25 protein-coding genes are annotated in these 25721 nt (G+C 66.6%); 8 read left to right on the plus strand and 17 right to left on the minus strand.

Going from position 1 to position 25721, the window contains the following annotated elements; translation table 11 throughout:
* Window positions 1-76: 76 nt before the first annotated feature.
* Window positions 77-2401, plus strand: coding sequence for an LTA synthase family protein (locus HMPREF2924_RS19370; RefSeq protein ID WP_003109109.1), 2325 nt, complete (start codon window positions 77-79; stop codon window positions 2399-2401).
* A gap of 103 nt (window positions 2402-2504) precedes the next feature.
* Complete coding sequence (locus tag HMPREF2924_RS19375) at window positions 2505-2840, plus strand: lysozyme inhibitor LprI family protein (RefSeq protein ID WP_003133901.1); 336 nt, start codon at window positions 2505-2507, stop codon at window positions 2838-2840.
* 2 nt (window positions 2841-2842) lie between these two features.
* On the opposite strand, the gene hcuC is transcribed toward HMPREF2924_RS19375, so the two are convergent.
* Window positions 2843-4609, minus strand: coding sequence for a hydrophobic compound transporter HcuC (gene hcuC, locus HMPREF2924_RS19380; RefSeq protein WP_003086478.1), 1767 nt, complete (start codon window positions 4607-4609; stop codon window positions 2843-2845).
* Window positions 4610-5079: 470 nt separating this feature from the next.
* Between hcuC and HMPREF2924_RS19385 the strand changes: the two genes are divergently transcribed.
* Both HMPREF2924_RS19385 and HMPREF2924_RS19390 read left to right on the plus strand, forming a co-directional pair.
* Complete coding sequence (locus HMPREF2924_RS19385; protein ID WP_003109112.1) at window positions 5080-5271, plus strand: hypothetical protein; 192 nt, start codon at window positions 5080-5082, stop codon at window positions 5269-5271.
* 100 nt (window positions 5272-5371) lie between these two features.
* Window positions 5372-5593 carry a VF530 family protein gene (locus HMPREF2924_RS19390; protein WP_003082243.1) on the plus strand — a complete coding sequence of 74 codons (222 nt, stop codon included), beginning with the start codon at window positions 5372-5374 and terminating at the stop codon, window positions 5591-5593.
* 3 nt (window positions 5594-5596) lie between these two features.
* Here HMPREF2924_RS19390 and hcuB read toward each other — a convergent pair whose 3' ends face one another.
* Both hcuB and hcuA read right to left on the minus strand, forming a co-directional pair.
* Window positions 5597-6745: a hydrophobic compound transporter HcuB gene (gene hcuB, locus HMPREF2924_RS19395; RefSeq protein WP_003133903.1), complete on the minus strand. Its 1149-nt coding sequence runs from the start codon at window positions 6743-6745 to the stop codon at window positions 5597-5599.
* A 90-nt stretch (window positions 6746-6835) separates the two neighbouring features.
* Window positions 6836-7459 carry a hydrophobic compound transporter HcuA gene (hcuA, locus tag HMPREF2924_RS19400; protein ID WP_003082239.1) on the minus strand — a complete coding sequence of 208 codons (624 nt, stop codon included), beginning with the start codon at window positions 7457-7459 and terminating at the stop codon, window positions 6836-6838.
* A 112-nt stretch (window positions 7460-7571) separates the two neighbouring features.
* On the opposite strand from hcuA, the gene HMPREF2924_RS19405 reads away from it, so the two are divergent.
* The gene (locus HMPREF2924_RS19405) at window positions 7572-8282 is read left to right on the plus strand and encodes an rRNA pseudouridine synthase (protein WP_003086466.1); all 711 of its coding nucleotides are present in this window, start codon (window positions 7572-7574) and stop codon (window positions 8280-8282) included.
* Between the two features lie 4 nt (window positions 8283-8286).
* On the opposite strand, the gene HMPREF2924_RS19410 is transcribed toward HMPREF2924_RS19405, so the two are convergent.
* On the minus strand, window positions 8287-9066 hold the full coding sequence (locus HMPREF2924_RS19410; protein WP_003082235.1) for an AraC family transcriptional regulator: 780 nt from the start codon (window positions 9064-9066) through the stop codon (window positions 8287-8289).
* A gap of 89 nt (window positions 9067-9155) precedes the next feature.
* On the opposite strand from HMPREF2924_RS19410, the gene HMPREF2924_RS19415 reads away from it, so the two are divergent.
* The 3 genes from HMPREF2924_RS19415 (at window position 9156) to HMPREF2924_RS19425 (ending at window position 12538) form a co-directional block, all read left to right on the plus strand.
* Complete coding sequence (locus HMPREF2924_RS19415) at window positions 9156-10313, plus strand: multidrug effflux MFS transporter (RefSeq protein WP_023094831.1); 1158 nt, start codon at window positions 9156-9158, stop codon at window positions 10311-10313.
* Between the two features lie 116 nt (window positions 10314-10429).
* The gene (gene roeA / locus HMPREF2924_RS19420; protein WP_003116321.1) at window positions 10430-11626 is read left to right on the plus strand and encodes a diguanylate cyclase RoeA; all 1197 of its coding nucleotides are present in this window, start codon (window positions 10430-10432) and stop codon (window positions 11624-11626) included.
* 198 nt (window positions 11627-11824) lie between these two features.
* Window positions 11825-12538 carry a TorF family putative porin gene (locus tag HMPREF2924_RS19425; RefSeq protein WP_003086461.1) on the plus strand — a complete coding sequence of 238 codons (714 nt, stop codon included), beginning with the start codon at window positions 11825-11827 and terminating at the stop codon, window positions 12536-12538.
* Window positions 12539-12542: 4 nt separating this feature from the next.
* Here HMPREF2924_RS19425 and fliJ read toward each other — a convergent pair whose 3' ends face one another.
* The 13 genes from fliJ to fliD all read right to left on the minus strand — a co-directional run bounded on the left by fliJ (window position 12543) and on the right by fliD (window position 25657).
* Complete coding sequence (gene fliJ / locus HMPREF2924_RS19430) at window positions 12543-12986, minus strand: flagellar export protein FliJ (protein ID WP_003133917.1); 444 nt, start codon at window positions 12984-12986, stop codon at window positions 12543-12545.
* Between the two features lie 13 nt (window positions 12987-12999).
* Window positions 13000-14355, minus strand: coding sequence for a flagellar protein export ATPase FliI (gene fliI / locus HMPREF2924_RS19435; RefSeq protein WP_003133919.1), 1356 nt, complete (start codon window positions 14353-14355; stop codon window positions 13000-13002).
* Complete coding sequence (fliH, locus tag HMPREF2924_RS19440) at window positions 14345-15151, minus strand: flagellar assembly protein FliH (protein WP_003082217.1); 807 nt, start codon at window positions 15149-15151, stop codon at window positions 14345-14347. The genes fliI and fliH overlap by 11 nt, the downstream gene beginning before the upstream one ends.
* A 1-nt stretch (window position 15152) precedes the next feature.
* Complete coding sequence (fliG, locus tag HMPREF2924_RS19445; RefSeq protein WP_003082212.1) at window positions 15153-16169, minus strand: flagellar motor switch protein FliG; 1017 nt, start codon at window positions 16167-16169, stop codon at window positions 15153-15155.
* A gap of 5 nt (window positions 16170-16174) precedes the next feature.
* Complete coding sequence (gene fliF / locus HMPREF2924_RS19450) at window positions 16175-17971, minus strand: flagellar basal-body MS-ring/collar protein FliF (RefSeq protein ID WP_003109118.1); 1797 nt, start codon at window positions 17969-17971, stop codon at window positions 16175-16177.
* A 22-nt stretch (window positions 17972-17993) separates the two neighbouring features.
* The gene (gene fliE / locus HMPREF2924_RS19455) at window positions 17994-18323 is read right to left on the minus strand and encodes a flagellar hook-basal body complex protein FliE (RefSeq protein WP_003086454.1); all 330 of its coding nucleotides are present in this window, start codon (window positions 18321-18323) and stop codon (window positions 17994-17996) included.
* A 246-nt stretch (window positions 18324-18569) separates the two neighbouring features.
* Complete coding sequence (gene fleR / locus HMPREF2924_RS19460) at window positions 18570-19985, minus strand: sigma-54-dependent response regulator transcription factor FleR (RefSeq protein ID WP_003133921.1); 1416 nt, start codon at window positions 19983-19985, stop codon at window positions 18570-18572.
* Between the two features lie 4 nt (window positions 19986-19989).
* On the minus strand, window positions 19990-21198 hold the full coding sequence (gene fleS / locus HMPREF2924_RS19465) for a sensor histidine kinase FleS (protein ID WP_003086450.1): 1209 nt from the start codon (window positions 21196-21198) through the stop codon (window positions 19990-19992).
* A gap of 112 nt (window positions 21199-21310) precedes the next feature.
* A complete protein-coding gene (gene fleQ / locus HMPREF2924_RS19470; RefSeq protein WP_003086448.1) occupies window positions 21311-22783 on the minus strand; it encodes a transcriptional regulator FleQ in 1473 nt (490 codons plus the stop codon).
* A 281-nt stretch (window positions 22784-23064) separates the two neighbouring features.
* Window positions 23065-23358 (minus strand): flagellar protein FliT, encoded by a 294-nt coding sequence (locus tag HMPREF2924_RS19475; RefSeq protein WP_003086445.1) that lies wholly within the window; start codon window positions 23356-23358, stop codon window positions 23065-23067.
* Between the two features lie 25 nt (window positions 23359-23383).
* The gene (fliS, locus tag HMPREF2924_RS19480) at window positions 23384-23764 is read right to left on the minus strand and encodes a flagellar export chaperone FliS (protein WP_009315446.1); all 381 of its coding nucleotides are present in this window, start codon (window positions 23762-23764) and stop codon (window positions 23384-23386) included.
* A 58-nt stretch (window positions 23765-23822) separates the two neighbouring features.
* The gene (fliS, locus tag HMPREF2924_RS19485) at window positions 23823-24221 is read right to left on the minus strand and encodes a flagellar export chaperone FliS (RefSeq protein ID WP_023094832.1); all 399 of its coding nucleotides are present in this window, start codon (window positions 24219-24221) and stop codon (window positions 23823-23825) included.
* Window positions 24221-25657, minus strand: a complete 1437-nt coding sequence (fliD, locus tag HMPREF2924_RS19490) for a flagellar filament capping protein FliD (protein WP_003133924.1) — start codon at window positions 25655-25657, stop codon at window positions 24221-24223. The genes fliS (HMPREF2924_RS19485) and fliD overlap by 1 nt, the downstream gene beginning before the upstream one ends.
* Window positions 25658-25721: the final 64 nt, after the last annotated feature.

Raw genomic sequence — 25721 nt, forward strand, 5'->3', positions numbered from 1 at the left:
TCAAAATCGTGAACCCTAAAGACTTTTTTGGAACATCCTTATCAAGGATTCTCGCTGCCGCTCATCAGGAGTTCCTGTGCGTCCACTCAGCCGTTGGCTCTCATCTTGCGGCTCGCTTCTGGCGCTGGCCGCGCTGTTCCTGGTCGTTCCCCTCGCCGGCCGCTACTGGCTCGGCTGGTCGACGCCGTTCGGCTATCTCTCGGACCTGGCCCTCGGCAGCCTGCTGGTGCTGCTCCTGCATCGACGCTCCCTGTGGTTCGCGCTCCCGGTCATGCTGCTCTGGTGCCTGTTCCTGATCGGCAATGCCGAACTGGTCGGCGCGGTCGGGCGCATGCCGGAGCCTTCCGACCTCAAGTACCTGCTGGATCCGCAGTTCGTCAGCAGCTCCACCCAGGGCGGCGGCCTCGCCCACCTGCCACTGGCGCTCGGCCTCGGCGGCGCGACATTGCTTTGCGTGCTGCTCTGGCGTCGCCGCGGTCCGCGCCTGCCGCGCTATGCCTACGCGCTGCCGGCGGCGTTCCTGGCGGCGCATGTCGGCCTGCAATACCTGCGTCCGAGCGATGCCGACCAGTGGCAGCAGTACAACCTGCCGCACAAACTGCTGGCCAGCGCGCTCAGCAGTGGCCAACTGGCGGTCGAAGACTGGCTCGCCGGCGACCGTCCGGACACCCCGCCGGACGTCGCCGGGCTCAACCAGCTCGACCTTTCCGGAACGCCGCTGCTGGCCGGCGGAGGGCGCGCGCGCAACGTCCTGATCGTGGCCATGGAGGGAATCCCCGGCGCATATATCGCCGCCAACCGCGCCGCCATCAACAGCAGCTACCACGAAGCGCCGATGCCCAGGCTGAGTGGCTGGGCCGAACGGGCGATGACCACCCCGGACTACGTGCTGCACAGCCACCAGACTATCCGCGGCCTCTACGCCATGCTCTGCGGCGACTACAGCAAGCTCGACTCGGGCACGCCGAAGGGCGTCGAGCTGCTCAACAACCCGGCCCGGGCCAGGGAGTGCCTGCCCGCCCAGCTGCGCCAGCACGGTTTCAGCACACACTTCCTGCAGGGTGCCGGCCTGCGCTTCATGGCCAAGGACAAGGTCATGCCGCAGATGGGCTTCGACAAGACCCTCGGGCGCGACTGGTTCCGCAACACGTCCTACCTGGAATTTCCCTGGGGCATGGACGACAAGGCCTTCTTCGAGGGCGCCGCGACCTACGTGAAGCAGCTGCGCCAGCAGAAGAAACCCTGGATGCTGACCCTGCTCACCGTCGGCACCCACCAGCCCTACTCGGCGCCTGCCGACTACCTGGCCCGCTACCCGAACGCCAAGCAGGCCGCGGTGGCCTATCTCGACGACGCGATCGGCGCCTTCCTCGCCGACCTGGAGAAACAGGGCGTGTTGCGCGACACCCTGGTGGTGCTCACTTCCGACGAATCCCACGGTGTCGACCAGGTGCGCCTCGCCTCGGCCTGGGGCTTCAACCTGGTGCTGGCACCGGAACAGGCGGCACTGCCGCCGATCAAGAGCGGCGTCTACGGCCACGTCGACCTCGCCGCGTCCGTCCTCGACTATTTCGGCTACCGCGTGCCGGCGGGGATTTCCGGGCGCTCGCTGTTCCGCGACTACGCCAGCGGTCGCGAAATGATGTCCTACACCAACGGCATGCTGCGCCACCACGACGGCAAGGCCACCTTCGTCGAGTGCGATTTCCAGCAGGTCTGCCGGCGCTACCGCAGCGAGGGCTTCATCGCCGACGAAGCCGAGTTCCTCGGTCGCTTCAGCGGACGCCAGGCACGCCTGGTCAGCCAGCGCGCCGCCGTCCTCGACCACTCCGTGCAACAGGCCGGCCAGTTGGGCCAGGAGTTCCAGTTCGCCACCCACGAACGCATCCGCCTGAAGCCGGAAACCCACAACGACTGGACCGACAACCTGATCGGCGCGCAATACCTGGAGATGCCGAAGAACAGCAGGACCACGGTCACCCTGAAGATCCGCGCCTTGCAGATGGACCGCAACGGCGCCCGGGTGACGCTGAAGACCAAGGAGTTCGAACGCGACGTTCCCATACCGGTACCGGACATCCCGCGCCTGCTCAAAGGCAAGCCGCTGGACATGAGCTTCACCTTCGACAACCCGGAAGCGCGCAAGGCCTTCTCCTTCCACTTGCTCGCCGAGGGCCGCGGGATCATCGAGATCAGCGACTTCCACGTGGTCACGGCGGCCAACCCGGAACCCGTGGAAAGCCGCAGCCAGGTCGCCGAAGCGGCGAAGGAACAGCCGCTGCTGAGCACCCTGAAAAGCCTGTTCGCCAACCGCCCCGAAACCGAGGAAGCGGAACGCGCGGACGCCCCTCGGGAGCGCACCGTCATCCCCGAGCAGAAGGCCCTGATCCTTTCGCACTGACCGCGCCGGAGCGGCCCGCCCGGCCGCCGCGCGCTCCCCGCTGAACCCAGCGCCGTCGCTGGCGTCGAAGATTCGCAAGCAACCAGGCGAAACGGAGAACGGCATGAAGCACCTGGCATTCCTCGCCCTCGGCGGACTCCTGCTGGCGCCCCTGGCCGAAGCGGCCAGCTTCGATTGCGAAAAGGCTGAGCGAGCGGACGAAAAGGCCATCTGCGCGAACCGGGCGCTGAACGACAAGGACGTCGAGATGAGCGTCAAGTACCACTTCCTCCGCGGCCTGTTCGCCATGGGCGGCCGCGGCGCCATGCAGGACCAGCAGCAGGACTGGCTGCGTGAGCGCCGGCGCTGCGGTGGCGACACCGACTGCCTCTCCCGTGCCTACGCGCAGCGTATCGACGAGCTGGACAAGCAGTACGCGGGTATCGACAAGCCGCTCTGAAGCTAGCGTCCGCCGACGGCGAACTGCAGTTCCGCCAGGCGCGCATAGAGCGGGTTCTCGGCGATCAGACGGGCGTGGCTACCAATCGCCACCAGCCGCCCCTGGTCGATCACCGCGATGCGGTCGGCGCTCTGCACCGTGGCCAGGCGATGGGCGATCACCAGGGTGGTACGTCCGCTCATCAGGCCTGGCAGGGCCTGCTGGATCAGGTGCTCGCTTTCCGCATCCAGGGCGCTGGTCGCCTCGTCGAGCAGCAGCACCGGCGCGTCTACCAGCAACGCCCGGGCGATCGCCAGGCGCTGGCGCTGGCCGCCGGACAGGCCGATGCCGCCCTCGCCCAGGTGGGTGGCGTAGCCCTGCGGCAGACCCAGGATGAACTCGTGGGCATGCGCGGCACGCGCTGCGGCCTCGACCTCGGCGGCGCTGGCATGCGGACGGCCGTAGCGGATGTTTTCCTCGACGCTGCCGAAGAACAGCGCGGGGTTCTGCGACACCAGGGCAAAGCTGCGGCGCAAGTCGGCCGGGTCCAGTTCGACGATCGGCTGTCCGTCCAGCAGCAGCCGTCCCTGCTGCGGATCGAAGAAACGCAGGAGCAGATCGAACAGGGTCGACTTGCCGGCACCGGAAGGTCCGACCAGGGCCAGGGTTTCCCCCGGTTCGACGGCCAGGCTGATGTCGTCGATGGCCCAGTGTTCGGGACGGGTCGGATAGGCGAAGCGCACCGCCTGCAATTCGATCCTCCCGCTCACCCGCGCCGCCAGCTTGCGTGGTTGCGCTGGCGGGCGGATCTCGCTGCGCGCCCTGAGCAGCTCGGCGATGCGCTCTGCGGCGCCGGCAGCGCGCTGCAATTCGCCGATCACCTCGCTGAGGGTGCCGAAGGCCATGCCGACGATCAGGCTGTAGAAGACGAACGCGGCCAGTTCGCCGGCCGAGATGCTGCCGGCGATCACGTCGCGGCCGCCGACCCAGAGCATGATGCCGACTGCGCCGAGCACCAGCACGATCACCACGGTGATCAGCCAGGCGCGCTGGGCGATGCGCTTGCGCGCGGTGTCGAAGGCGCGTTCGACGGTGCCGGCGAAGCGCTGGCGATCCTGCGCCTGGTGGTTGTAGGCCTGCACGGTCTTGATCTGGCCGAGGGTTTCGCCGACGTAGCTGCCGACGTCGGCCACCCGGTCCTGGCTTTCCCGCGACAGGCTGCGTACGCGGCGGCCGAACAGCAGGATCGGGGCGATCACCAGCGGCAATGCCAGCACCACGATGCTGGTCAGCTTGGCGTTGGTGACGAACATCAGCAGCACCCCGCCGACCAGCATCAGGGCATTGCGCAGGGCCATCGACAGCGAGGAACCGATCACCGTCTGCAGCAGCGTAGTGTCGGCGGTCAGGCGCGACTGGATCTCGGAGCTACGGTTGGTTTCGTAGAAACCGGGATGCAACTCGATCAGGTGGTCGAACACGCGCTTGCGGATATCGGCGACGAAGCGCTCGCCGATCCAGGACACCAGGTAGAAGCGCACGAAGGTGCCCACGGCCAGGCCGAGCACCAGCACGAAGAACAGCAGGATGTAGCGATTGAGCAATTCGGGCGAGGCGGTGAGGAACCCCTGGTCCACCAGCAGGCGGATGCCCTGGCCCAGGGACAGGGTGATCGCCGCGGTGAACAGCAACGCCACCAGGGCCCCGAGCATGCGCCAGCGGTAAGGCGCCATGAAGCGCCAGGCCAGGCGCAGGGCGATACGTTGGCGGGAGGAGAGAATGGCTGGCATGCGGCGCTCGCTCGGCGGCTGGGGTTCCGCAGGTTAGCACCGGGAACGCAGCGAGGCGATGCATGCCCCGGCCGGCAGCGCGATGATATCGACGTATATATCCGGGCAACTTAGCCGATAACTAATCGTGAACTTTTCATTATTCTCGATATAGGCGAGTTAGAGTCCCGGAGAACTTTCTCGCTCAATTAGTGCAAACATTGGAATTCATGCCGGGATGCGCGAAGGAGTTATCCACCTGGCGGTATCCTGCGTCGCCCGGGGTCGGCGGGACATCCAGCCGCGGAGACCTCGAGCAGTTCGCCGCCGGCTCGCCAATGCCGCAGCGCCTCGCTCGGGTATTGCCTAACGGACTTTATAGAAAACAGCAGGTTACGTCCGAAATCTGATCGACAATATTCAAGATGAAATAAAACGCCGCTTCGGTTATAATGAACGGCCATATTTAATGCAGAGACAGGTCCCCGGATATGGCCATCATGAAGAAAACCGTCGCGCCGAAAGCCGCCAAGCCGGCTCCCGCGGTCGAAACCCGCGAATCCATCGAAGCGCAGGTCGCCGCCTTCCTCCAGGCCGGCGGCGAGATCCAGAAGATCGCCAAGGGCGTCAGCGGCCAGGTCTACGGCCCGTCGCGGCAGATCACCATCAGCAAGAAGCGCTGATCGCCCGCCCCTCGCCGGGGACTACGAAGGGGATGGCAGGCCGGCACGCAGATGTGCCACGCTCCATCCCCTTTTTCATTGCCTGAATCCCGAGCCCTTCATGCCTGGCCATCCCGATCCACTGCACGGCGTCACCCTGGAAAAACTGCTCACCGAACTGGTCGCCCACCACGGCTGGGCGGAGCTTGGCAAACGGGTCGACATTCGTTGTTTCAGGAACGACCCGAGCATCAAGTCCAGCCTCGCCTTCCTGCGCAAGACGCCCTGGGCCCGGGAAAAGGTCGAGGCGCTCTACGTCCAGCTCAAACGCAACCAAGGCTGAAGGCTAGCGCGCCAACCCCAGGCGCAGCAATTGCCCGTCCTTCTGGTCGGTGAGCAGGTAGAGATAGCCGTCCGGGCCCTGCCGCACGTCGCGGATGCGCACCCCGAGATCGCCCAGCAGGCGCTCTTCGTGGACGACCCGGTCGCCATCCAGTTGCAGGCGGATCAGTTCCTGCGTCGCCAGCGCGCCGATGAACAGGTTGTGCTGCCAGGCCGGGAAGCGCTGCGCATCGTAGAACGCCATGCCGCTGATCGCCGGCGACTTCTCCCAGACATGGTGCGGCGCCTCGGTACCGTCGACGGCCTTGCCCCTGGCTTCGGGGATCGGCAGCAGGGTGTAGTTGATTCCATGGGTCGCCAGCGGCCAGCCGTAGTTCCCGCCGGCCTGGGGTATGTTGATCTCGTCGCCGCCGCGCGGGCCGTGCTCGTGGGTCCAGAGCCGGCCGGTCCAGGGATTCAGCGCGGCGCCCTGCTGGTTGCGGTGGCCATAGCTCCAGATCTCCGGCCGCGCGTCTGTACGGCCGACGAAGGGATTGTCCTTGGGAACGCCGCCGTCCGGATACAGGCGGACGATCTTGCCCTGCAACTTGTCCAGGTCCTGCGAGGTGCTGCGCTGGTTGTTCTCGCCGAGGGCGATGAACAGGTGGCCCTTGCCGTCGAAGACCAGGCGCGAGCCGAAGTGATGGCCGCTGGAAAGCTTCGGCAACTGCCGGAAGATCACGTGGAAGCCCTCCAGCCGTCGCTTGTCCGCCGATAACCGGCCGCGTCCCGCCGCCGTTCCGGCGCGGCCGTCCTCGCCGGCCTCGGCATAGGTCAGGTAGACCAGCCGGTCCTCGGCGAACCCCGGCGACAAGGCGACGTCGAGCAGGCCCCCCTGGCCGCTGGCGAAGACCCTGGGTACGCCTTCCAGCGGCGCCGACAACTGGCCCTCGGGACTGACGAAACGCAAGCTGCCGGGCCGCTCGGTGACCAACATGCCCTGGTTGTCCGGCAGGAAGGCGACGGCCCAGGGATAGGCCAGACCGCCAACCACCGGGGTGACCTCGACGGCGCCCAGCTCGCTGTCGTGGCGACCGGCGTCCACCGCCTCGGCCGACGGGGCGAGCAGTGCGACAGCGCTCAGCAGGATGGCATTCAAAGACAGGCCCGGCATGCGTTCTCTCCTTCCCAAGCAAAAACACCACTCTAGTCGCAGATCCGCCGCGCCTGGCGGTCCGCACACGGGCTGTAACAAACCCGCCCCTCAAAGCAAGGCGACCATTTCCTTGAGGGTCACCGCCCAGGTGCCCTTGGCATTGATATAGCGATAGCCGAACCGGGAACCGTGCGCCTCGCTGGTGATCACCGCGTTCCAGGCCTGCCCGCGCGGCAGGTCGTGGGCCGGGTCGAGGAGCAGGAAGGCGCGCTCGCTCATGCCGATGGCCAGGCCCCAGTGGCGGATATCGCTGCCCTTGCGGCCGTGGAAACCGAGCACTACCGGAAAGCCGGCCTCCAGGTATTCGCGGGTGTGCCGGACCAACCTACGCCCCTCGCCCTTGAGGGCGAAATGCTCGGTATCGTTGATCTCGGCCAGCAGCTCCAGCAGGTCGACGCCGGTGGTGCCGACGCGCAGCAGCGGGCCGTGCTGGTCCAGCGCCTTCATCAGGCGCCCGTAGCGACTGCGACTGTCGACCCGCTCCAGGCCCTTGGCCTGGCGCCGGCGCAGTTGGCCGCGGACCAGCATCGCCATGACCAGGCAGTAGGGCCCGCAGGCGCCGTCCATGTCGCCCTGGCGCAGATGGACCTTGTCGCCATGGACGTTGCACAGGCCGCCGCTGCCATCCTCGTCCAGGTCCCATTCCAGGCCATCGATCAGGCGTGACTGCATGAGGGTCTCCTCTCCGGTTCCTTAAGTTGGGACCGAGCGGGCGCCGAATCATTCCTCGGCGCCCATCGCCACAACGAGTAAACTGGCGGTCTTTCATTCCAGTAGCCTCGCCATGACCGACCCGATCCGCCTGTCCAAACGCCTCGCCGAACTCACCGCCTGCTCGCGCCGCGAAGCCGAGCTGTACATCGAGGGCGGCTGGGTCAGCGTCGACGGCGAAGTGATCGAGGAGCCACAGTTCAAGGTGCTCGACCAGCGCGTGGAGCTGCTGCCGGGCGCCCGCGCGGAAACGATCGAACCGGCCACCCTGCTGTTGCACAAGCCGGCCGGCTGGCGCCACGACGATTTCGAAGGTCTGCTCGCCGCGGGGCGACGCTGGAGCGATGACCCCAGTCCCTTGCGAGCGCTGAAAAAACACTTCGCCCGCCAGCGTCCCACCCTGGCGCTGGACAGCGAGGCTTCCGGGCTGGTGGTGTTCAGCCAGCAGCACGGCGTACTGCGCAAGCTGGTGGACGACGGTGCACGGCTGGAGCAGGAATACCTGGTCGAGGTCGCCGGCGACCTGGCCGCCGGCGGCCTCGAGCGCCTGCGCCACGGCCTCGCCTACCAGGGCCGCAGGCTATCGCCGTGCAAGGTCAGCTGGCAGAACGAAAGCCACCTGCGCTTCGCCCTCAAAGACGTGCTACCCGGCCAGTTGCGCTTCATGTGCGAAAGCGAGGGGCTGGAAGTGCGGAGCATCCGCCGCCTGCGCATCGGCGCGCTGTCGCTGGCCAGGCTACCGCTCGGCGAATGGCGCTACCTCGGCCTCCACGAACGCTTCTGAGCGCTCATTCGAGGCCACGCAGGGCGCGCCCCGGCGACTGCCCGCAGACCCGCCGGTACATGGCGATGAACGCACTGTCGCTGGCGTAGCCCAGGGCGTGGGCGACCTCGGTCACCGAGCGGCCTTCGGCCAGGCGTCTCCGCGCTTCGAACAAGCGAGCCTGGGTTCGCCAGCGAGAGAAACCCAGGCCGGTCTGCTCGGTGAACAGACGCGCCAGGGTCCGCCCGCTGGCGCCGACCTCGCGTCCCCATGCCTCGATGCTCCAGTCCAGCGCGGGTTGCGCCAGCAGCGCCTCGGCCACCTTCAGCGCCCGCGCATCGCGCGGCATCGGCAGGCTCGCGGCGTGTGCCGGCGCGCTCGCCAGTTCATCGAACAGTGCGCGCAACAGCGTCAGGTGCGGCCCTTCCAATTGCAAGTCGGCTGCCCAACCGGTCATGCGCAGGATCAGTTCGCGCATTAGCGGCCCGACCTCGAGGACCTGGACGCTGTCCGGTAGCTCGGCGAACGCCGAGGGTTCGAAGTACAGGCTACGGTAGGCGAAGCGCCCGTGCAGGACCGTGCGATGCGGCACGCCGGCCGGCAGCCAGGCGGCCTGGAGCGGCGTCAATTGGCAAATGCGCTCGGCGAAATACAGCGTGACGCTACCGGCCGCCATGTACAGCAACTGCGCGCGCCGGTGGCAATGCCAGTCGCTGCGGTGGCCGGTGCTGTCGACCTCGAGGCCGACCACCGGGCAGCGGGCGAGATCGGGATCCTCGACCCGTTCGTAGGGATAGCGCGGCACCTTGTCCTCTTCGCGATGTTTTCCGTCCTGACCGCAGCATTCTGCCAGGCGCAGGCGGCCTAGGCTTGGCTCTTTTTTCCGGAGCCATCATGCCTGACCGTCCTCGCCCTCCCCTGCTGCTGGTGCTCGCCCTGCTAGCCCTGCCGCAAGTCGCCGAAACCATCCTTTCCCCCGCGCTGCCGGCCCTGGCCAGCCACTGGCGACTGGACGACGCTACCAGCCAGTGGACCATGGCGCTGTTCTTCGTCGGTTTCGCCCCCGGCATCTGGCTCTGGGGCTGGCTGGCCGACCGCCTCGGCCGGCGCCCGGCTCTGCTCGGCGGGCTCGGCCTGGCGGCCCTGGCGACCTTCGGTGCCTGGGCCAGTACCGACTATTCCTACCTGCTTGCCTGTCGCCTGGTCCAGGGCCTCGGCCTGGCGACCTGCTCGGTGACGGTGCAGGCCAGCCTGCGCGATGTGCTGCAAGGCCCGGCGTTGATGAGCTATTTCGTCACGCTCGGCGCGGTGCTGGCCTGGTCGCCGGCAGTCGGCCCCCTCGGCGGCCAGTGGCTGGCCGACCTCGGCGGGCACCCGGCGGTGTTCGCCACCCTGGCGGTGCTGCTCGCCTCGCTGGCGGCGCTGGTCGTCCCGGCCTGGCCGGAAACCCGTCCGCTGCTGGCGGGCACGCCCGAGCCCGCGACCCTGGCGATCTTCCGACGGGTCCTGGCCGACCGCCCGCTACAAACGCGCGCACTGCTGGTGGCGGTGCTCAATGTGCTGGTGTTCTCCTTCTACGCCGCCGGGCCGTTCATGGTCGGCGACCTGCCCGGCCTGGGCTTCGGCTGGATCGGCCTGGCCATCGCCATTGCCGGGAGCCTCGGCGCCTTGCTCAACCGACGCCTGCCGCGCACCTGGAACAGCGCTCGCCGGGTACGCCTGGGCCTGGCGCTGGCGGCCGCCGGCGCGACAGCGCAGACGCTCTTGGCCGCCGGCGGATACGCCGAAGGCCTGTCCTGGGCCCTGCCGGCCCTGCCGATCTTCATCGGCTTCGGCGTGGCGATTCCCAACCTGCTGGGTCCGGCGCTGCACGCCTACGACGATTGCCGGGGACGCGCCGGAGCCCTGTTCGGGCTCGCCTACTACCTGCTGATCGGCCTCGGACTGGGCGCGTCCACCCTGCTACCGTTCGACCGTCCCTGGCCGCTGGCGGCGTACTGGAGCCTGCTGGGCCTGGTCGCACTGCTGCTGGCCAGGCGGCTGCCGGAATGAAAGCGGCGCCAGGTACGCCCGTGCAAACCGGACGACCGGCCCGGAAAGCCGGATAGGGCGGCCGTCGCGACGCTGCTATGCTGTGATGGCACAGCGCCCACGCGGACCCGCAGAACGTGGCCAGAACGACGCTCGAATCGATCCAGCACGCCATCGAGGTGAATTCGTCCCTGGCCCTTCCCATCGCCCTGGAGAATCTCTCGCGTCTGACCCACCTCGCGCTGCTGACCGTCCCCTTCAACCTGATCCACATCCTGGTGTTTTCCCTGAAGGACTTCCGCCCGGACCTCGGCCATCAGCTCTGGCGCCAGGAAATCATGTACGCCCATGGCGCCATGGCCCTGCTCTTCGGCGGCATCGGCCTGCTCGCGCTATGGCTGCGCCGCCAGCCACCCAAGCTGTGGCGCATGCGCCTGCTGATCCTGCTGGGCGGCGCAGGGATCATAGGCTTCGGCGTCGCCATCGCCTGCATCGACCAGCGCATCACCAGCAACATCACGCCGCTGCTGCTGGCCTGTTTCGCCTGCGCCATGTTCATCCTGATCCGCCCGGCCTACGCCGTGCCTTTCTACGGCCTGGCCATGCTGGTCTTCCAACTGGCGATGGGCTACGCCCAGGCCGACCCGCAACTGCGCCTGTCGAACCAGGCCAACGGCCTCACCGCGTTCGGCCTCGGCCTGCTGCTGTCGCTGATCCTCTGGCACGGGCACGTGCGCAACCTGCGCCAGCAACGCAAGCTGGAGTTGCAGCGGCAGGAGCTGGAGGAGAAGAATCGCCAGTTGGAGTACCTGGCCGGTCACGACCCGCTGACCGGCCTGTTCAATCGTCGCGAATTCGACCAGCTGGTGCTCATGGAACTCGCACGCATCGCTCGCCAACCGCAGCCGCTGAGCCTGCTGATGGTCGACCTGGATCACTTCAAGTACATCAACGACCGCTATGGGCACCCCTTCGGCGACGAGGTCATTCGCCATACCGCCAACCTGCTGCGCGGCAATACCCGTAGCAGCGACAGCGTGGCGCGCCTGGGCGGGGAAGAATTCCTCCTGCTCCTGCCCGACACCGCCGAGCAGCAGGCTCGCAGCCTTGCGGAAAAACTCCGCGAACGCCTCGAAGGTACCCCGCTGGCGACGCAGGACGGCGTGCTCTGCCTGACCGCCAGCTTCGGCGTGGCCAGCCTCGACGGAGGCGGCCAGGCCAGCTACGAGCAGCTCTACAGCGCCGCCGACCAGGCTCTCTACCGGGCCAAGAGCAGCGGTCGCAACCGGGTGGAAGTGATTCGCCTGGCCAGCCTCGCGGAAAGCCTGCGGTAACAATTGATCGGCCGGCCCTGACGAGCGGTCGGTCAGCCGCCCGAACCTTGGTTAAGATGGTCCGTGGCGCTCTAGCTCGCCGCTCTTCCTGCCCTTCCGACCTGCCCGACCTCGCCCGGCCCCATGCCGCGGCCTTGCCGTTGGCGTCGTGCGGGAAGACCGGCGCAGCGCCGTTGTCCGCTTTACCAGGGGAGAACCATGCTCAAGCACCTGCTCGTGCTCACCTGTGCCCTGCTCGCCAGCTCCTCGGCCCTGGCCCAGGTGATGGCCCGCGACCTGGGCGATTTCGAACTCAAGCTGGCCACCAGTCCGACCCGCAGCATGGCCCAGGGCCTGGTCACCCCGGGCAGCTCCGGCAGTTTCCACGGCGGCCTCGACCTAAGCCACGAAAGTGGCTGGTACATCGGCAACTGGACCTCCAACCTCGACCCCGGCAAGCCCACCGAGATCGACTCCTACGCCGGCTTCAAGCGCCCGCTGAACAACCGCCTGGGCTACGAAATGGGCCTGATCCGCTACAGCCGCCCGGAGCAGCCGGCCAACGACGCAGCCGAACTCTACGGCGGCCTGTCGATCTTCGGCAGCCGGCTCGGCGCGGCCCTGAGCAGCGACCCGGGGCGCAACGACACCACCCTGTTCGCCGACCTCGGGGTCAACCCGCCGTTCGGTTTCGACGTCACCCTGAAGTACGGCAACCATCGCCTGGACAACCCGGCGAGCCTCAGCGGCGGGGGCTACGTGAGCGTCTTCAACGACTGGTCGGTGAACCTCTCGCGGCCCTGGCTGGGCATCGACCTGAACCTGTCCTACAGCGGCACCAGCCTGACCGGCAGCGATTGCAGCGCCTACTCGGGACACAACAGCTACTGCGACACCACGTTCATGCTGAAGGCGTCGCGTCCGTTCTTCTGAGTCGTCAGTCGTCCTGGCGGCGGGTACGCTGGGCGAGTTCGTCGAGCTGTTTCTGCTCGCGCTTGTCCTCGGCCTGGCGCGCCTCTTCCAGGTAGCGCTCGACCAGCTTGCGCAGCCCTTCCAGGCGGGCGTATCTCTCCTGCCAGTTGAGCCGCGCCTTGTCCACCGCCTCGCGGTGCCAGGTCACGCTGTTGGCCTGCTGGACAACGGCGGTCTCCAGTTGCGAGAGGAAGCGCTGGTAGTTCATCAGCCACTGGCCGCTGACGCCCTTCTGGCCCTGGCTGATCCATTGCTGCTGGTAGTCGTTGCGGTAGCGTTCCAGCTCCGCCAGCTTCTGCTGTGCCGCGAGCAATTGCTGCTGGCACTTGCCCAGCTGGGTCGCGGCATCCCGCTCGGCCTTGCTGGCCATGTCCACCACCGGCGCCAGCCGCGCCGCACGCTTCTCCATGCCTCAGGGCGCCTCAGGCCTGCCCGCCGGCGAGCAGGCCCGCCAGCCGCGCACGGCTTTCCGCCAGGCTTTCGCTTTCGTCGAGGCCCTGGCGCAGGAACTGGCGCATGACCGGGAAGCGCGCGATGGCCAGGTCGGTCTCGGGATCGCCGCCGGCCACGTAGGCACCGACGCTGATCAGGTCGCGACTCTGCTGGTAGCGCGACCAGAGCTGCTTGAAGCGCTGGGCGTCGCGCAGGTGCTCGGCCTCGACCACCTGCGGCATCACCCGGCTGATCGAAGCTTCGATATCGATGGCCGGATAGTGGCCTTCCTCGGCCAGCCGCCGGGACAATACGAAGTGCCCGTCGAGCACGCCGCGAGCGGCGTCGGCGATCGGGTCCTGCTGGTCGTCGCCCTCGGAGAGCACGGTGTAGAACGCGGTGATCGAGCCGCCACCGGCTTCGGCATTGCCGGCGCGTTCCACCAGCTTCGGCAGCTTGGCGAACACCGATGGCGGATACCCCTTGGTCGCCGGCGGCTCGCCGATGGCCAGGGCGATCTCGCGCTGGGCCTGGGCGTAGCGGGTCAGCGAGTCCATCAGCAGCAATACGTTCTTGCCCTTGTCGCGGAAGTACTCGGCGATCCGCGTGCAGTATTGCGCGGCGCGCAGGCGCATCAGCGGCGCGTCATCGGCCGGCGAGGCGACCACCACGGAGCGCTTGAGGCCTTCCTCGCCGAGGATCTCGTCGATGAACTCCTTCACCTCGCGACCCCGCTCGCCGATCAGACCGACGACGATGATGTCGGCCCTGGTGAAACGGGTCATCATCCCCAGCAGCACCGACTTGCCCACCCCGGTACCAGCGAACAGGCCGAGGCGCTGGCCGCGGCCGACCGTGAGCAGGCCATTGATCGAGCGGATGCCGACGTCGAGAGGTTCGCTGATCGGGTGGCGCTTGAGCGGGTTGATCGTCGGGCCGTCCATCGGCACCCAGTCTTCGGCGCGCATCCCGCCCTTGCCGTCGAGGGCGCGGCCGGCGCCGTCGAGCACCCGGCCGAGCATCGACATGCCCATCGGCAGGCGCCCGGTGTCCGGCAGCGGCACGACCCGCGCGCCAGGCGCGATGCCGGCGAGGCTGCCGACCGGCATCAGGTACACCTTGCTACCGGAAAAGCCCATCACTTCGGCCTCCACCTGCACCGGGTGGTAGCCGCTTTCGTTGATCACGTTGCAGCGGCTGCCGACCGCAGCCTGCAAGCCTTCGGCTTCGAGGGTCAGGCCGACCATGCGCAGCAGGCGGCCCTCGACCACCGGCTGCGTCGGCAGCGAGACAGCCTCGGTGTAGCCCTCCAGGCGCCTGGCGAAACTGGTTCGCTCAAGGCGCATCGACGTCTCCGGGGGCGTCGAGGTCGATCCGGATGTCGCTGGCCAGCGGATGGGTCGCCTGTTCGCGCTGTTGCTCGAACAGTTGCTTCACTGCCTGCGCCAGGCGCGTCTCGATGGTCGCGTCGATGCGACTGTGCTCGGTCTCGATGCGGCAGCCGCCGGGCAGCAACGAATCGTCCTCGAGAATCCGCCAGCTCTCTTCGTGGCGCTCGCGCAGCGCCTTGACCCGCTCGAAGTCCTGCGGGTTGACATGGATACGGATGTTCGCCGCGCCCATCGGCAGCAGCTTCAGAGCCTCGCGCAGGACCTGGCGGACATGGCTGGAGTCCATGTGCAGTTCGCGCTGGATCACCTGGCGGGCAACGTGGTTGACCAGGTTGACCATGCCCTGCTCGATCAGGGCGTCCTGCTCGGCGATGGGTTCCAGGAGCTGCGTCATCAGGCGCTCGAGACTTTGCAGGCGCTCCTTCAGCGCCTCCTCGGCTTCCTGCCGCGCCTTCAACTGGCCGGCGTGGAAACCGTCGCGCTCGCCGGTGGCGAAGCCTTCGTTGTAGGCGTCCTGGCGGATCGCCTCGATTTCCTCCAGCGTCGGCGGCTTGACGGTCTCCAGCTCGACCTCTTCCACCGCCGGCGGCGCCGGCGCGGGTTCGGCGACCGCGGGCACCTGCGGCGCGGCAACGGCCGGCTCGTCGCGCGGCTCGTCGAAGCTCGGCAACGACCAGAGGCCGAAGGCCGCCACGTCCTTGCCGCGGATCAGTTCGCTGGGATTGTCTTTGTCCTTGTCGTGGGGGACCACCTCAGATCATCTCCTCGCCACCCTTGCCGCCCAGCACGATATCGCCGGACTCGGCCATGCGCCGGGCAATGGTGAGGATTTCCTTCTGCGCACCTTCCACTTCGCTGACCCGTACCGGCCCCTTGGCCTCCAGGTCGTCGCGCAGCAGCTCGGCGGCACGCTTGGACATGTTCTTGAAGACCTTCTCGCGGATCGCCTCGTCGGAGCCCTTGAGCGCCAGCACCAGTACGTCCGAGGAGACTTCCCGGAGCAGCGCCTGGATGCCGCGGTCGTCGACGTCGGCGAGGTTGTCGAAGACGAACATCAGGTCCTCGATCTGTCCGGACAGGTCTTCGTCGACCTCGCGGATCGAATCCATCAGTTGGCCTTCGATGGAGCTGTCGAGGTAGTTCATGATGTCCGCCGCGCGCTTGACCCCGCCCATGGTGGTGCGGGTGGCGTTGGAATTGCCGGCGAACTGCTTCTCCAGGATCAGGTTGAGTTCCTTCAGCGCCGAGGGCTGTACGGTGTTCAGCGAGGAGACGCGCAGGACGATATCCAGGCGCACCTTGTGGTCGAAATGGCTGAGCACCTCGGCGGCCTGGTCGGGATCGAGGTAGGCGACCACGATGGCCTGGATCTGCGGGTGTTCGTAACGGATCACGTCGGCCACGGCACGCGGCTCCATCCACTTCAGGCTGTCCAGGCCGCTGGTGCTGCCACCGAGGAGGATGCGGTCGATCAGGTTGTTGGCCTTGTCCTCGCCGAGGGCCTGGGTGAGCATCTTGCGGATGTAGCCGTCGGCACCGACGCCGAGGCTGGTCTGGTCGCCGACCACTTCGACGAACTCGCCCATCACCTGCTCGACCTGTTCGCGATGCACGTTGCGCATCGACGCCATGGCCACGCCGACCCGCTGCACCTCTTTCGGTCCCATGTGCCGCAGCACCTGCGCCGCGTCGGTCTCGCCGAGCGACAGGAGCAGGATGGCGGCCTTGTCGACCTTGGTCAGTTTGGCGGCGAGACGATTCTCACTCATGGCACTTACTCATCGGCGTTGATCCACTCTTTCACGACCTGGGCGACGCGGCCCGGGTCCTGTGCGACCAGGTTCTTGATCGCGTTCAATTGCGCATCATACCCCTCCGTGGGGCTCGGCAGGAGGATGCTCGACGGCCCGCCGATGCTCACCCGATCGTCGGCCAGCGAGCCTTCCAGGCCACTCTCACCCAGCGCCAGGTCGCCGTCGCGACCGCCGCCGCCGGCCAGCGACTTGCCCTTGCCGCCGCCGGTGATGTTGCTCAGCACCGGACGCAGCACGCCGAACACCAGGACCAGGATGAACAGCACGCCGAGCACCTGCTTGACGATGTCCCAGAACCACGGCTGCGAGTAGAACGGAATGCTGTCGATCTCTTCGGCCTGGGCCGGGGCGAACGGCGCGTTGATCACGCTGACGCTGTCGCCGCGGCTGGCGTCGTAGCCCACCGAATCCTGTACCAGGCGGGTGAAGCGCGCCAGTTCGTCGGCGCTCCAGGGCTGGTGGCTGACCTCGCCGGTCTTCGCGTCGACCTTCATCTGGTCGTCCAGCACCACCGCCACCGACAGTCGGCGCAAGCGCCCCTGCTGCTGCTTGGTGTAGCTGATCGAGCGGTCCAGTTCGTAGTTGCGGGTGGTCTGGTCGCGCTTGTCGGTCGGGTACGGCGCCAGCTCCGGCTTGCCGGTCTTCGGATCGATGATGGTCTGGCCGTTGGCGTCCTTCAGCGGCTGGCCCGGCGCGACGTAGTCGGCCGGCGCGCTGGCGGTGGCCTGCTGCGGAGCGCTGGCCGGGCCCGGCGGCTGGTTCGACAGCGCCCCCGGCACGCCCTGCGGCCCGGACGAATTCTGCCGTTCCTCGTTGTTGCGTTGCTCGCTGCGCAGGGCCGGCTGATCCGGGTTGTACATCTCCGAGGTCGACTCGACCGCGCTGAAGTCGACGTCGGCGGACACCTCGGCCTTGTAGCGACCGTTGCCCAGCACCGGTTGCAGGATATTGTGCACGCGCTGGGTGAGCAGGCCTTCCATGCGCCGGGTGAAGTCGAACTGCTTGCCGGCCATGGTCAGCTCGGAGAGTTCCTGCTGGTCGGAGAGCAGGTTGCCCTTCTGGTCGACCACGGTGACTTGCGACTTGTCCAGCTCCGGCACACTGGTGGCGACCAGGTTGACGATCGCCATCACCTGGCTCGGCTCCAGGCTGCGACCCGGATACAGCTCGACCAGCACCGAGGCGCTGGGCTTGCGGTCGTCGCGGACGAACACCGAACTCTTCGGGATCGCCAGGTGCACGCGGGCGGCCTTGACGTTGTTCAGGCTCGACACGGTGCGCGCCAGCTCGCCTTCCAGGCCGCGGCGGTAGTTGGTGGCTTCCATGAACTGGCTGGTGCCCAGCGCCTGTTCCTTGTCGAGGATCTCGAAACCGACGTTGTTGTCGGTCGGCGCCACGCCGGCGGAGGCCACCTTCATGCGTGCCCGGCCGAGGTCGTCGGCCTTGACCAGCAGCGCGCCGGAGTTGGGTTCGACCTTGTAGGGAATGTCCGCCGCGGTCAGCGCTTCCACCACACGGTTCGCGTCGACCCCGTTGAGGCTGCCATAGAGCGGCTTGTAGTCCGGCTGCTGGGACCAGAGCACGACGGCGAAGCCGATCGCCACGCTGGCGGCGAGACCGACCAGCAGGCCGATCTGGCGCAGCATGGTCATCTCGGAAAGGTTGTCGAGGAACGACAGTCCCGGGAAGGATTTCTTCAGCATCCCGGCACCGCCGCTCTTGGCGGGAACCTGGCTGTCGATCAGTGCATCGGCCATGAACTAGTTATCCTCGCGCCGCTCAGACCGGCATCTGCATGATGTCTTGGTAGGCCTGGACCAGTTTGTTGCGCACCTGGGTCATGGCCTGGAACGACACGCTGGCCTTCTGGCTGGCGATCATCACGTCGGTCAGGTCGACGCCGCTCTGGCCGACCTCGAAGGCGTTGGCCATCGCGGTGGAGGCCTGCTGGGTCTCGTTCACCTTGTCCACGGCCTGGGAGAGCATTTCCGAAAAGCTCGGCGCCCCCACTTCGGCCGGCGCCTGAACCGGTTTGGCCTTGGCCATGGCTTCCATTTGCATGGAACGCATTTCCAGCATCAGACGATTGAACTCGACACCCTGACTCATGACTCTTCCTCCAACAGCCGCGGCTTTTTTGACGCCGCCCGGCACTTTGCAGAGGAGTTAGCAACAAGGGTGCCAAGTCGACCCCAAGGCCCGGCATCGGCGTTCGCCGCCAATGCCCGCGACCGCTGCAGGGTCCGTCCCTGCTCCGGTTATCGGCAGGCGCGCACGCTCGAACAGCCCCGGGCGACGACCGGCGGCGGACGCAAAAGGCCCGCACGAGGCGGGCCTGGGGAACATGGCGAGCACTCAGATGGCGTAGAGATAGGCCTCCACGTCCATCCCCGCGTCGCGCATCTGGGCGAGCTTGTAGCGCAGGGTCCGTGGGCTGATGCCAAGGCGCTCGGCAGCCTCCTTGCGGCGGCCGCGCTCGGTGCGCAGGGTATCGATGATCACCTGGAATTCGCGGCGGCGCAGGTCGTCGCCCAGCGCGCCGCTAGCGTCCTGGCCTGCGGCCGGCGACGGAATCTCGACGCTCGGCGGGGTGGCCGGTGGCATTGCCGGCATGGGCACCGGGGCCGCGAGCGGCATGCCGATCGGCGCGGTGAGGCACAGGTCGGCGGGCTGGATCAGGCCGCCCTGTTGCAGGATCAACGCACGCTGGATGGCGTTGTCGAGTTCCCGTACGTTGCCCGGCCAGGCATACCGGACCAGGCACTGGGCGGCCTCGGGGCCGAGCGCCACCGCGCCGAGGTTCATCTTGCGGCTGTGCTTGCGCAGCAGACGCTCGGCCAGCGGCAGGATGTCCGCAGGGCGTTCGCGCAGCGGCCGCCAGGCCAGCGGGAAGACCGACAGGCGATAGTAGAGGTCCTCGCGGAAACGCCCCGCCGCGACTTCCGCCGCGAGATCGCGGTTGGTCGTGGCAAGCACGCGGATATCCAGGTTGATCGGCTTGCGCGCACCGACCCGCTCCACCTCGCGCTCCTGCAATACGCGCAGCAGCTTGGCCTGCAGGCCGAGGGGCATTTCCGATATCTCGTCGAGAAGAATGGTGCCGCCGTCGGCCAGCTCGAACTTGCCGGGCTGGGCGGCAATGGCGCCGGTGAAGGAACCTTTCTCGTGGCCGAACAGGGTGGCCTCGAGCATGTTGTCCGGGATCGCCGCACAGTTGATCGCGATGAACGGCTTGCCGGCACGCGGCGATTGCTGGTGGATATAGTTGGCCAAGACTTCCTTGCCGGTCCCGGACTCGCCGGAGATCAGCACGGTGGAATCGCTGCGCGCGACCCGCGCGGCCAGTTCCAGTAACTGCCGGCTGGCCGGCTCCAGGGCCACCGGACCATCCTCCTCGCTGCCCGGCAACTGGCCCAGCGCATGGCGTGCCACCAGGTCGAGCAGCGCCCGCGCCTCGAACGGCTTGACCAGGTAGTCGGCGGCGCCCTGGCGCATCGCCTCGACGGCGCGATCGACCGCGCCGTAGGCGGTCATCAGCAACACCGGCAGGTGCGGGTAGCGTGTACGGATCAGGCCGAGCAACTGGTGTCCGTCCATGCCCGGCATGTTCACGTCGCTGATCACCAGGCTGAAGGCTTCGCGGGCCAGGACCGGCAGCGCCGCCTCCGCCGAGTCCACGGCGACGAACTCGTGACCGCCCAGCAGCAGGGTGTCGCTGAGGGCTTCGCGTAGTGCGCGGTCGTCTTCGACCAGCAGGACTTTGGCTGCCATGGGGTTACTCCTGAATCGCAGAAAGAGGCGCCGCCGGAATCAGCGGCAGGATCAAGGTGGCGCAGGTGCCGCGCCCCGGCCGAGAGCGCAACTGCAATTGCCCCTGGTGGGCGCGCGCCACGGCCTTGACCACCGCCAGGCCGAGCCCGGTACCGGTGGTCTTGGTGGTGAAGAAGGGTTCGCCCAGGCGCGCCAGGGTCGCCGGGTCCATGCCCGGTCCGTTGTCGCTGACGCTGAGGCGCAGGCTGTCGGCGCGGGCATAGAGATGCACCTTCAGGCGCAGTTCGGGCCCGCAGGCCTGGATCGCGTTCTCCACCAGGTTGAGCACGGTGCCCACCAGGGTGTCGCGATTGCACAGCAGCTCGCCGCCGCGCGCCTCGCACTGCCAACGCACCTGGAGCCCCTGGACATGGACTTCGGCCGCCGCGCGCAGGCTGTCGAACAGCGCCTTCGGCGCCACCCGGTCGGTCAGTGGCAGCTCGCCGCGGGCGAACACCAGCATGTCGCGTACCTGATGCTCCAGTTCGTGCAGGCGCTCCTTCAGGCGCCCGGCGAAGCGTTGCTGCTGGTCGGTCGGCAGCGCCTGCTCGCTGAGGTGCCCGGCATAGAGCAACGCCGCCGACAACGGCGTGCGGATCTGGTGGGCCAGCGAGGCGACCATCCGCCCCAGCGCCGACAGGCGCTCGTGGCGCGCCAGTTGCTCCTGGAGACGGCGGGTATCGGTAAGGTCGTTGAGCAGGATCAGTTGACCCGGTTCGCCGTTCAGCGAGCGGGTGGCGATGGACAGGCGACGTCCGTCGCGCAGGGAAATCTCGTGGCCGTCATCCTCGCGCGGAGCGAAGCAGCGGGCGATCACCTCGCGCCAGAGCATGCCCACCAACGGTTCGCCAAGCAGGCCCAGGGCCGCCGGGTTGGCCTCGCGGACCACACCATGGGCATCGATGACGATGACGCCGCCGGGAAGCAGGTCGAGCAGGCTCTGCAAGCGGTTGGCCAGGCGCTCCTTTTCCGCCAGCTCCTCCATGCGCTGCGCGCTGACCAGGGCCAGTTGCCCTTTCAGCTCGGTAACGCGCTCCTCCAGCAGGCTGTAGGACTCGCTGAGCTGGCTGGACATCTGGTTGAACAGCGCGAAGGCCTGCTCGAGGCCGGCGCGGCTGGTGGCCTCGGCCGTATCGGCTGGCTGCTCGGTGAAGGCGTTGAGGGCTGGTTGCATTGCGTTTCTCTCGGTCGGCGCGACGTCATGGTTCTGTCGGTCGACGGAGATATAGCAATACCCGTGCCTAAATTTTTTTCATTTGAAAATCAAAGCGTTGCGAAACGACCTGTCAATCATCCGACAGGTCGTCGTCGCGCCGGCTCATGCCGTACTTGCGCATCTTCTCCACCAGCGTGGTGCGACGGATGCGCAGGCGTTCGGCGGCCCGCGCGACCACTCCGCCGGCGTCGTCGAGGGCCTGCTGGATCAGGCCCTGCTCGAGGTTGGCCAGGTAGTCCTTGAGGTCCAGGCCTTCGGCCGGCAGCATCGCCGGCGCGTCCATTCCCGGCAGCCCGGCGTTGATCGCCGCGCGCTCTTCCAGCTCTTCGCGCAGGCTGCTGGCGAGTTGCTCGTCCTCGTCGTCGACATGGCGGAATTTCTTCGGCAGTTCGCCGACCCCGATCACCCCGTAGGGATGCATGATCGCCAGGCGCTCCACCAGGTTCGCCAGTTCGCGGACGTTGCCCGGCCAGTCGTGGCGGCAGAGCGACATGATCGCCGCCGAGTTGAAGCGGATCGACCCGCGCTTCTCGTGCTCCATCCGCGAGATCAGTTCGTTGAGCAGCAGTGCGATGTCTTCCACCCGCTCGCGCAGCGGCGCCATCTCGATGGGGAATACGTTGAGGCGGTAGTAGAGGTCTTCGCGGAAAGTGCCGTCCTCGATCATCTTCTCGAGGTTCTTGTGGGTCGCGGCGATGATCCGCACGTCGACGTTCTGCGTCTTGTTGCTGCCGACCCTTTCGAAGGTGCGCTCCTGCAGCACGCGCAGCAGCTTGACCTGCATCGGCAGCGGCATGTCGCCGATCTCGTCGAGGAACAGGGTGCCGCCGTTGGCCAGCTCGAAGCGTCCGGCACGACTGGTGATGGCACCGGTGAAGGCGCCCTTCTCGTGGCCGAACAGTTCGCTTTCCAGCAGTTCCGCCGGGATCGCCCCGCAGTTCACCGGGACGAAGGGCCCCTCGCGGCGCTTGGAATGGTAATGCAGGTTGCGCGCCACCACTTCCTTGCCGGTGCCGGACTCGCCGAGGATCAGCACGCTGGCATCGGTATCGGCGACCTGCTGCATCATCTGCCGCACCTGCTGGATCGCCCGGCTGGTGCCGACCAGGCTGCGGAACAGGTTCGGCTCGCGGGAGCGGCCGCGCTCGCGGGCCTGGTCGTACATCTCGCGGTAGACCTGGGCGCGATGCAGGGAATCGAGCAGCTTGTTGTAGCTGGGCGGCATCTCCAGGCTGGCGAGCACCCGGCGGCGCAGCTCCTCCGGCCAGTCGGCCGGGGCCGGCTCGCCGATCAGCAGGATCGGCAGGTACTCGTCCCAACTGGCCAGTTGCTTCAGCAGCTCTACCGCCCCGCCCTTCGACTCGACGCTGCCGAGCAGCACGCACAGGGCTTCGCGACTGTTGCTCAGGCCCGCCGCTACCTCTCGCCAATCCTCGCTGTTGCAGGTCAGCTGATCTTCGCCGAGGAAGTTGAGAATGACTGCCAGGTCGCGACTGCGATCGAGATTGTCGTCAATCAGCAAGAGTTTGGTTTCGCGCCACATTTTGATCAGCTGCCTTGCATCGAATGGGTCTCGCTCGACCCGAAAGAGGGCTGGGACTAATGCCTATTTCTAATAAGCAGCCAGCATTTGGCCACTAGTTAAGTCAAATGTGAACGATTAGTCAATTTTATGGCGTGTTTTTTTTGCTGTTTCCGACAGGGAGAGGCAATAAAAAACCCCTACAGACCGCATGGAAAGCAGTACTGGCAGGGGTTTTTGGGGATATGTAAATTTTTCCGAAAAGCCTTGCGCCAAAGTAACGGCACAAAGCCATGAAAAACTTATCCGAACATCTGGTAGACCTTGGCGCCTTGCTTCGACTGATTCAGCTGGATCAGATCGGTGGCCAGCTTGCGCTGCTCGCCCTGGCAGACATCGATCAGCTCGCGATACAGCGCCAGCAGCTCTTCCATCCGCGCCCGCAAGGTGGCTTCGTCCTGTACATCGAGCATCGCCTCGTCGACGGCCTGGCGGCAACGCTGGTCGAGTTCACCGATGGCCTCCCAGTTCTGGCTGGCCAGGGCAACGCGCAGGGCGCTACCGGTTTCTTCAAGGATCTGTACAGCTGCACTCATTGCTTGGTCCCTCTGGGGATGCCTCTCAGGGGGCAATCGCATCCCAACCGGATTTGATGTTGCGCAACAGCTCGGAAACTTCCTCGAGCTTGCCCGCGTCGTTCTTCAAGTTGGCTTCCGTCAGGCGCATCGACATGTAGGCGTAAAGGCGGTCGAGGTTGACTGCCAGCTCGCCGCCCGCCTCGAAGTCGAGCCCTTCGCGCAGGCCACCGACGATGGCGATGGCCTTGCCGATCAGCTCGCCCTTCAGCGCCACTTCGCCGCGCTCCAGGGCTCCGCGGGCCTGCGCCATCCGGGTCAGGCCGCCTTCCATCAGCATCTGGATCAGGCGATGCGGGCTGGCATCGATAGCCTGAGCCTGGGTACTGACATTCTGGTATTGCCGCATGGCTGCCATTGCGTTCATCGACGGTTGCCTTGTTCGGTGACTGATACGCTCTATATCGGTCGGCTACCGCGATTCTTTAGCGCCGTTCGCTGTCTTCGCCCTGCGCTTCGACGCTGCCAATGGCATCCCAGGCCTGCTTGATCTGGCCCAGCAGCGCCTCGACCTCGTCCAGCGGACGCGGTGTGTCGTCCAGCGCGACACCAGCCAGGCGACGGGTCATGTAGTCGTACAACGCATCCAGATTGCCGGCTATCTCGCCGCCCTGCTGGTGATCGAGGCCAGCCTGCAAGGCGCCGATGATCGACAACGTGGTGCCTACCGCTTCGCCGCGCAGCGCCGGGTTGCGCTCCAGCACCGCGCGCCGGGCCAGGGCGATGCGTTCGAGCGCGCCGTCCAGCAGCAGCTTGGCCACCTGGTAGGGCGGGACGTCCTGTGCGCTGCCTACCTGCCGGTAGGTATCGATAGGGCGCGACATCAGCTTTTCTTCACAAGGCCAGGCAGGCTGCTAAGAGCCTGGGCCATGCGTCCGCTGGTCTGGTTGAGCTGGCCGATCAACTGGTCCATGGCGGTGAACTGCTTGAGCAAACGATCCTGCAACTGCTCGACCCGGCGATCGAGCGCTTGGCGCTGGGTATCCACCGACTTGATGGTGTCCTGCAATCCATCCAGGCGCTGCTGGAGCACGCCGCCGGTCTGGGTGTAAGGCGTGAGCTTGTCGTCGAGACGCTTCATCAGGCCGGTATCGCCGGTGAACAGAGCGGAAACCGACTCGAACTTGTCCTTCAGAACCTTGTCGAGTTTCTTGTCGTCGATCTCCAGGGTGCCGTCTTTCTTGGTGGTGATACCCATGTCGGCGAGCATGCGAACATCGGTACCTTGCCCCGGCTGGACCATCTCGTTGCGCATGGTGGTGAGCAGGTTGCGCACGCTGCTGTCACCGACCAAGGCACCGACCACGGGAGCCTTGTCGTCGCCCACCTTGGTCACGCCGGTCAGTTCCGAAGTCACGCCGACCAGCTTGTTGTAGGCCTCGACGAACTTCTTGATGTTGTCCTTGACGCCGCCACGGTCCTGCTCGACCGAGATGGTGATCGGCTTGTTGGTGTCGGTGACCGTCTTCAGCTCGAAGGTGACGCCGTTGATGACCTTGTCGACCGTATTGGTCGGACTTTCCAGGGTCAGGCCGTCGATGCTGAACTTGGCATTCTTCGCCTGGGTGATATAGCCGCTGCTGCTGGAGGACGTACCGTCCAACTGGGACAGGGTCAGCTTGCCATCGGCGCCGACGCTGCCGATGTTGAAGTTCTCCAGGCCGGAACTGCCCTGGACGAACACGTCCTTGCCGGCGCCGGAATCCTTGCCGGTGAAGACCAGTCGCGAGGTTCCGTCTCCAGGGTTGTTGACGATGTTGGCGCTGATGCCCTTGTCCTTCAGCTGCGCGTTGAGCGAGTCGCGCACTTCGGCGAGGGTCGCGCCCGCCGCGACGTTTACCGTGACGCCGGCATCGTCGGCGCCCTGCTTGATGGTCAGGGTGCCACCGGAAGTGGTCTTGTAGCCATCGGCAAACGACGCGGTGGCCACCTTGCTGACGCTGGCCAGCTGGGTCACTTCGAGCTTGTAGATACCCGGCAGGGCGTCCTTGGTGGCGGTGGCGGTGGCGAACTTCTCGTCGCTGGTGCTCGCCGAGCGCTTCTGGAACAGCTCGGGCTTGTTCAGCTCCTTGAGGATGGTCTGCAGGTCGGAGATCGCGCTCTTGAGCTGGCCGATGCCGGTGAACTTGGCGGTGGTGTCGCTTTCCAGGCGCTTGAGCTGCGCCTCCTTCGGCGCCTTCTCGGCCGCCACCAGGGTGGAAACGATGTTCTTGATATCAAGGCCCGAGTTGTAGCCGTTGATCGTCGTACTGTTCGCCATCTTGCTTCACCTCGTCAGCTCATTGACGCTTTGTCCTTCCAATTCCAACAGACAGTCAAAAGAC

Source organism: Pseudomonas sp. HMSC063H08 (genome assembly GCF_001813645.1).
Taxonomy (GTDB): Bacteria; Pseudomonadota; Gammaproteobacteria; order Pseudomonadales; family Pseudomonadaceae; genus Pseudomonas; species Pseudomonas aeruginosa.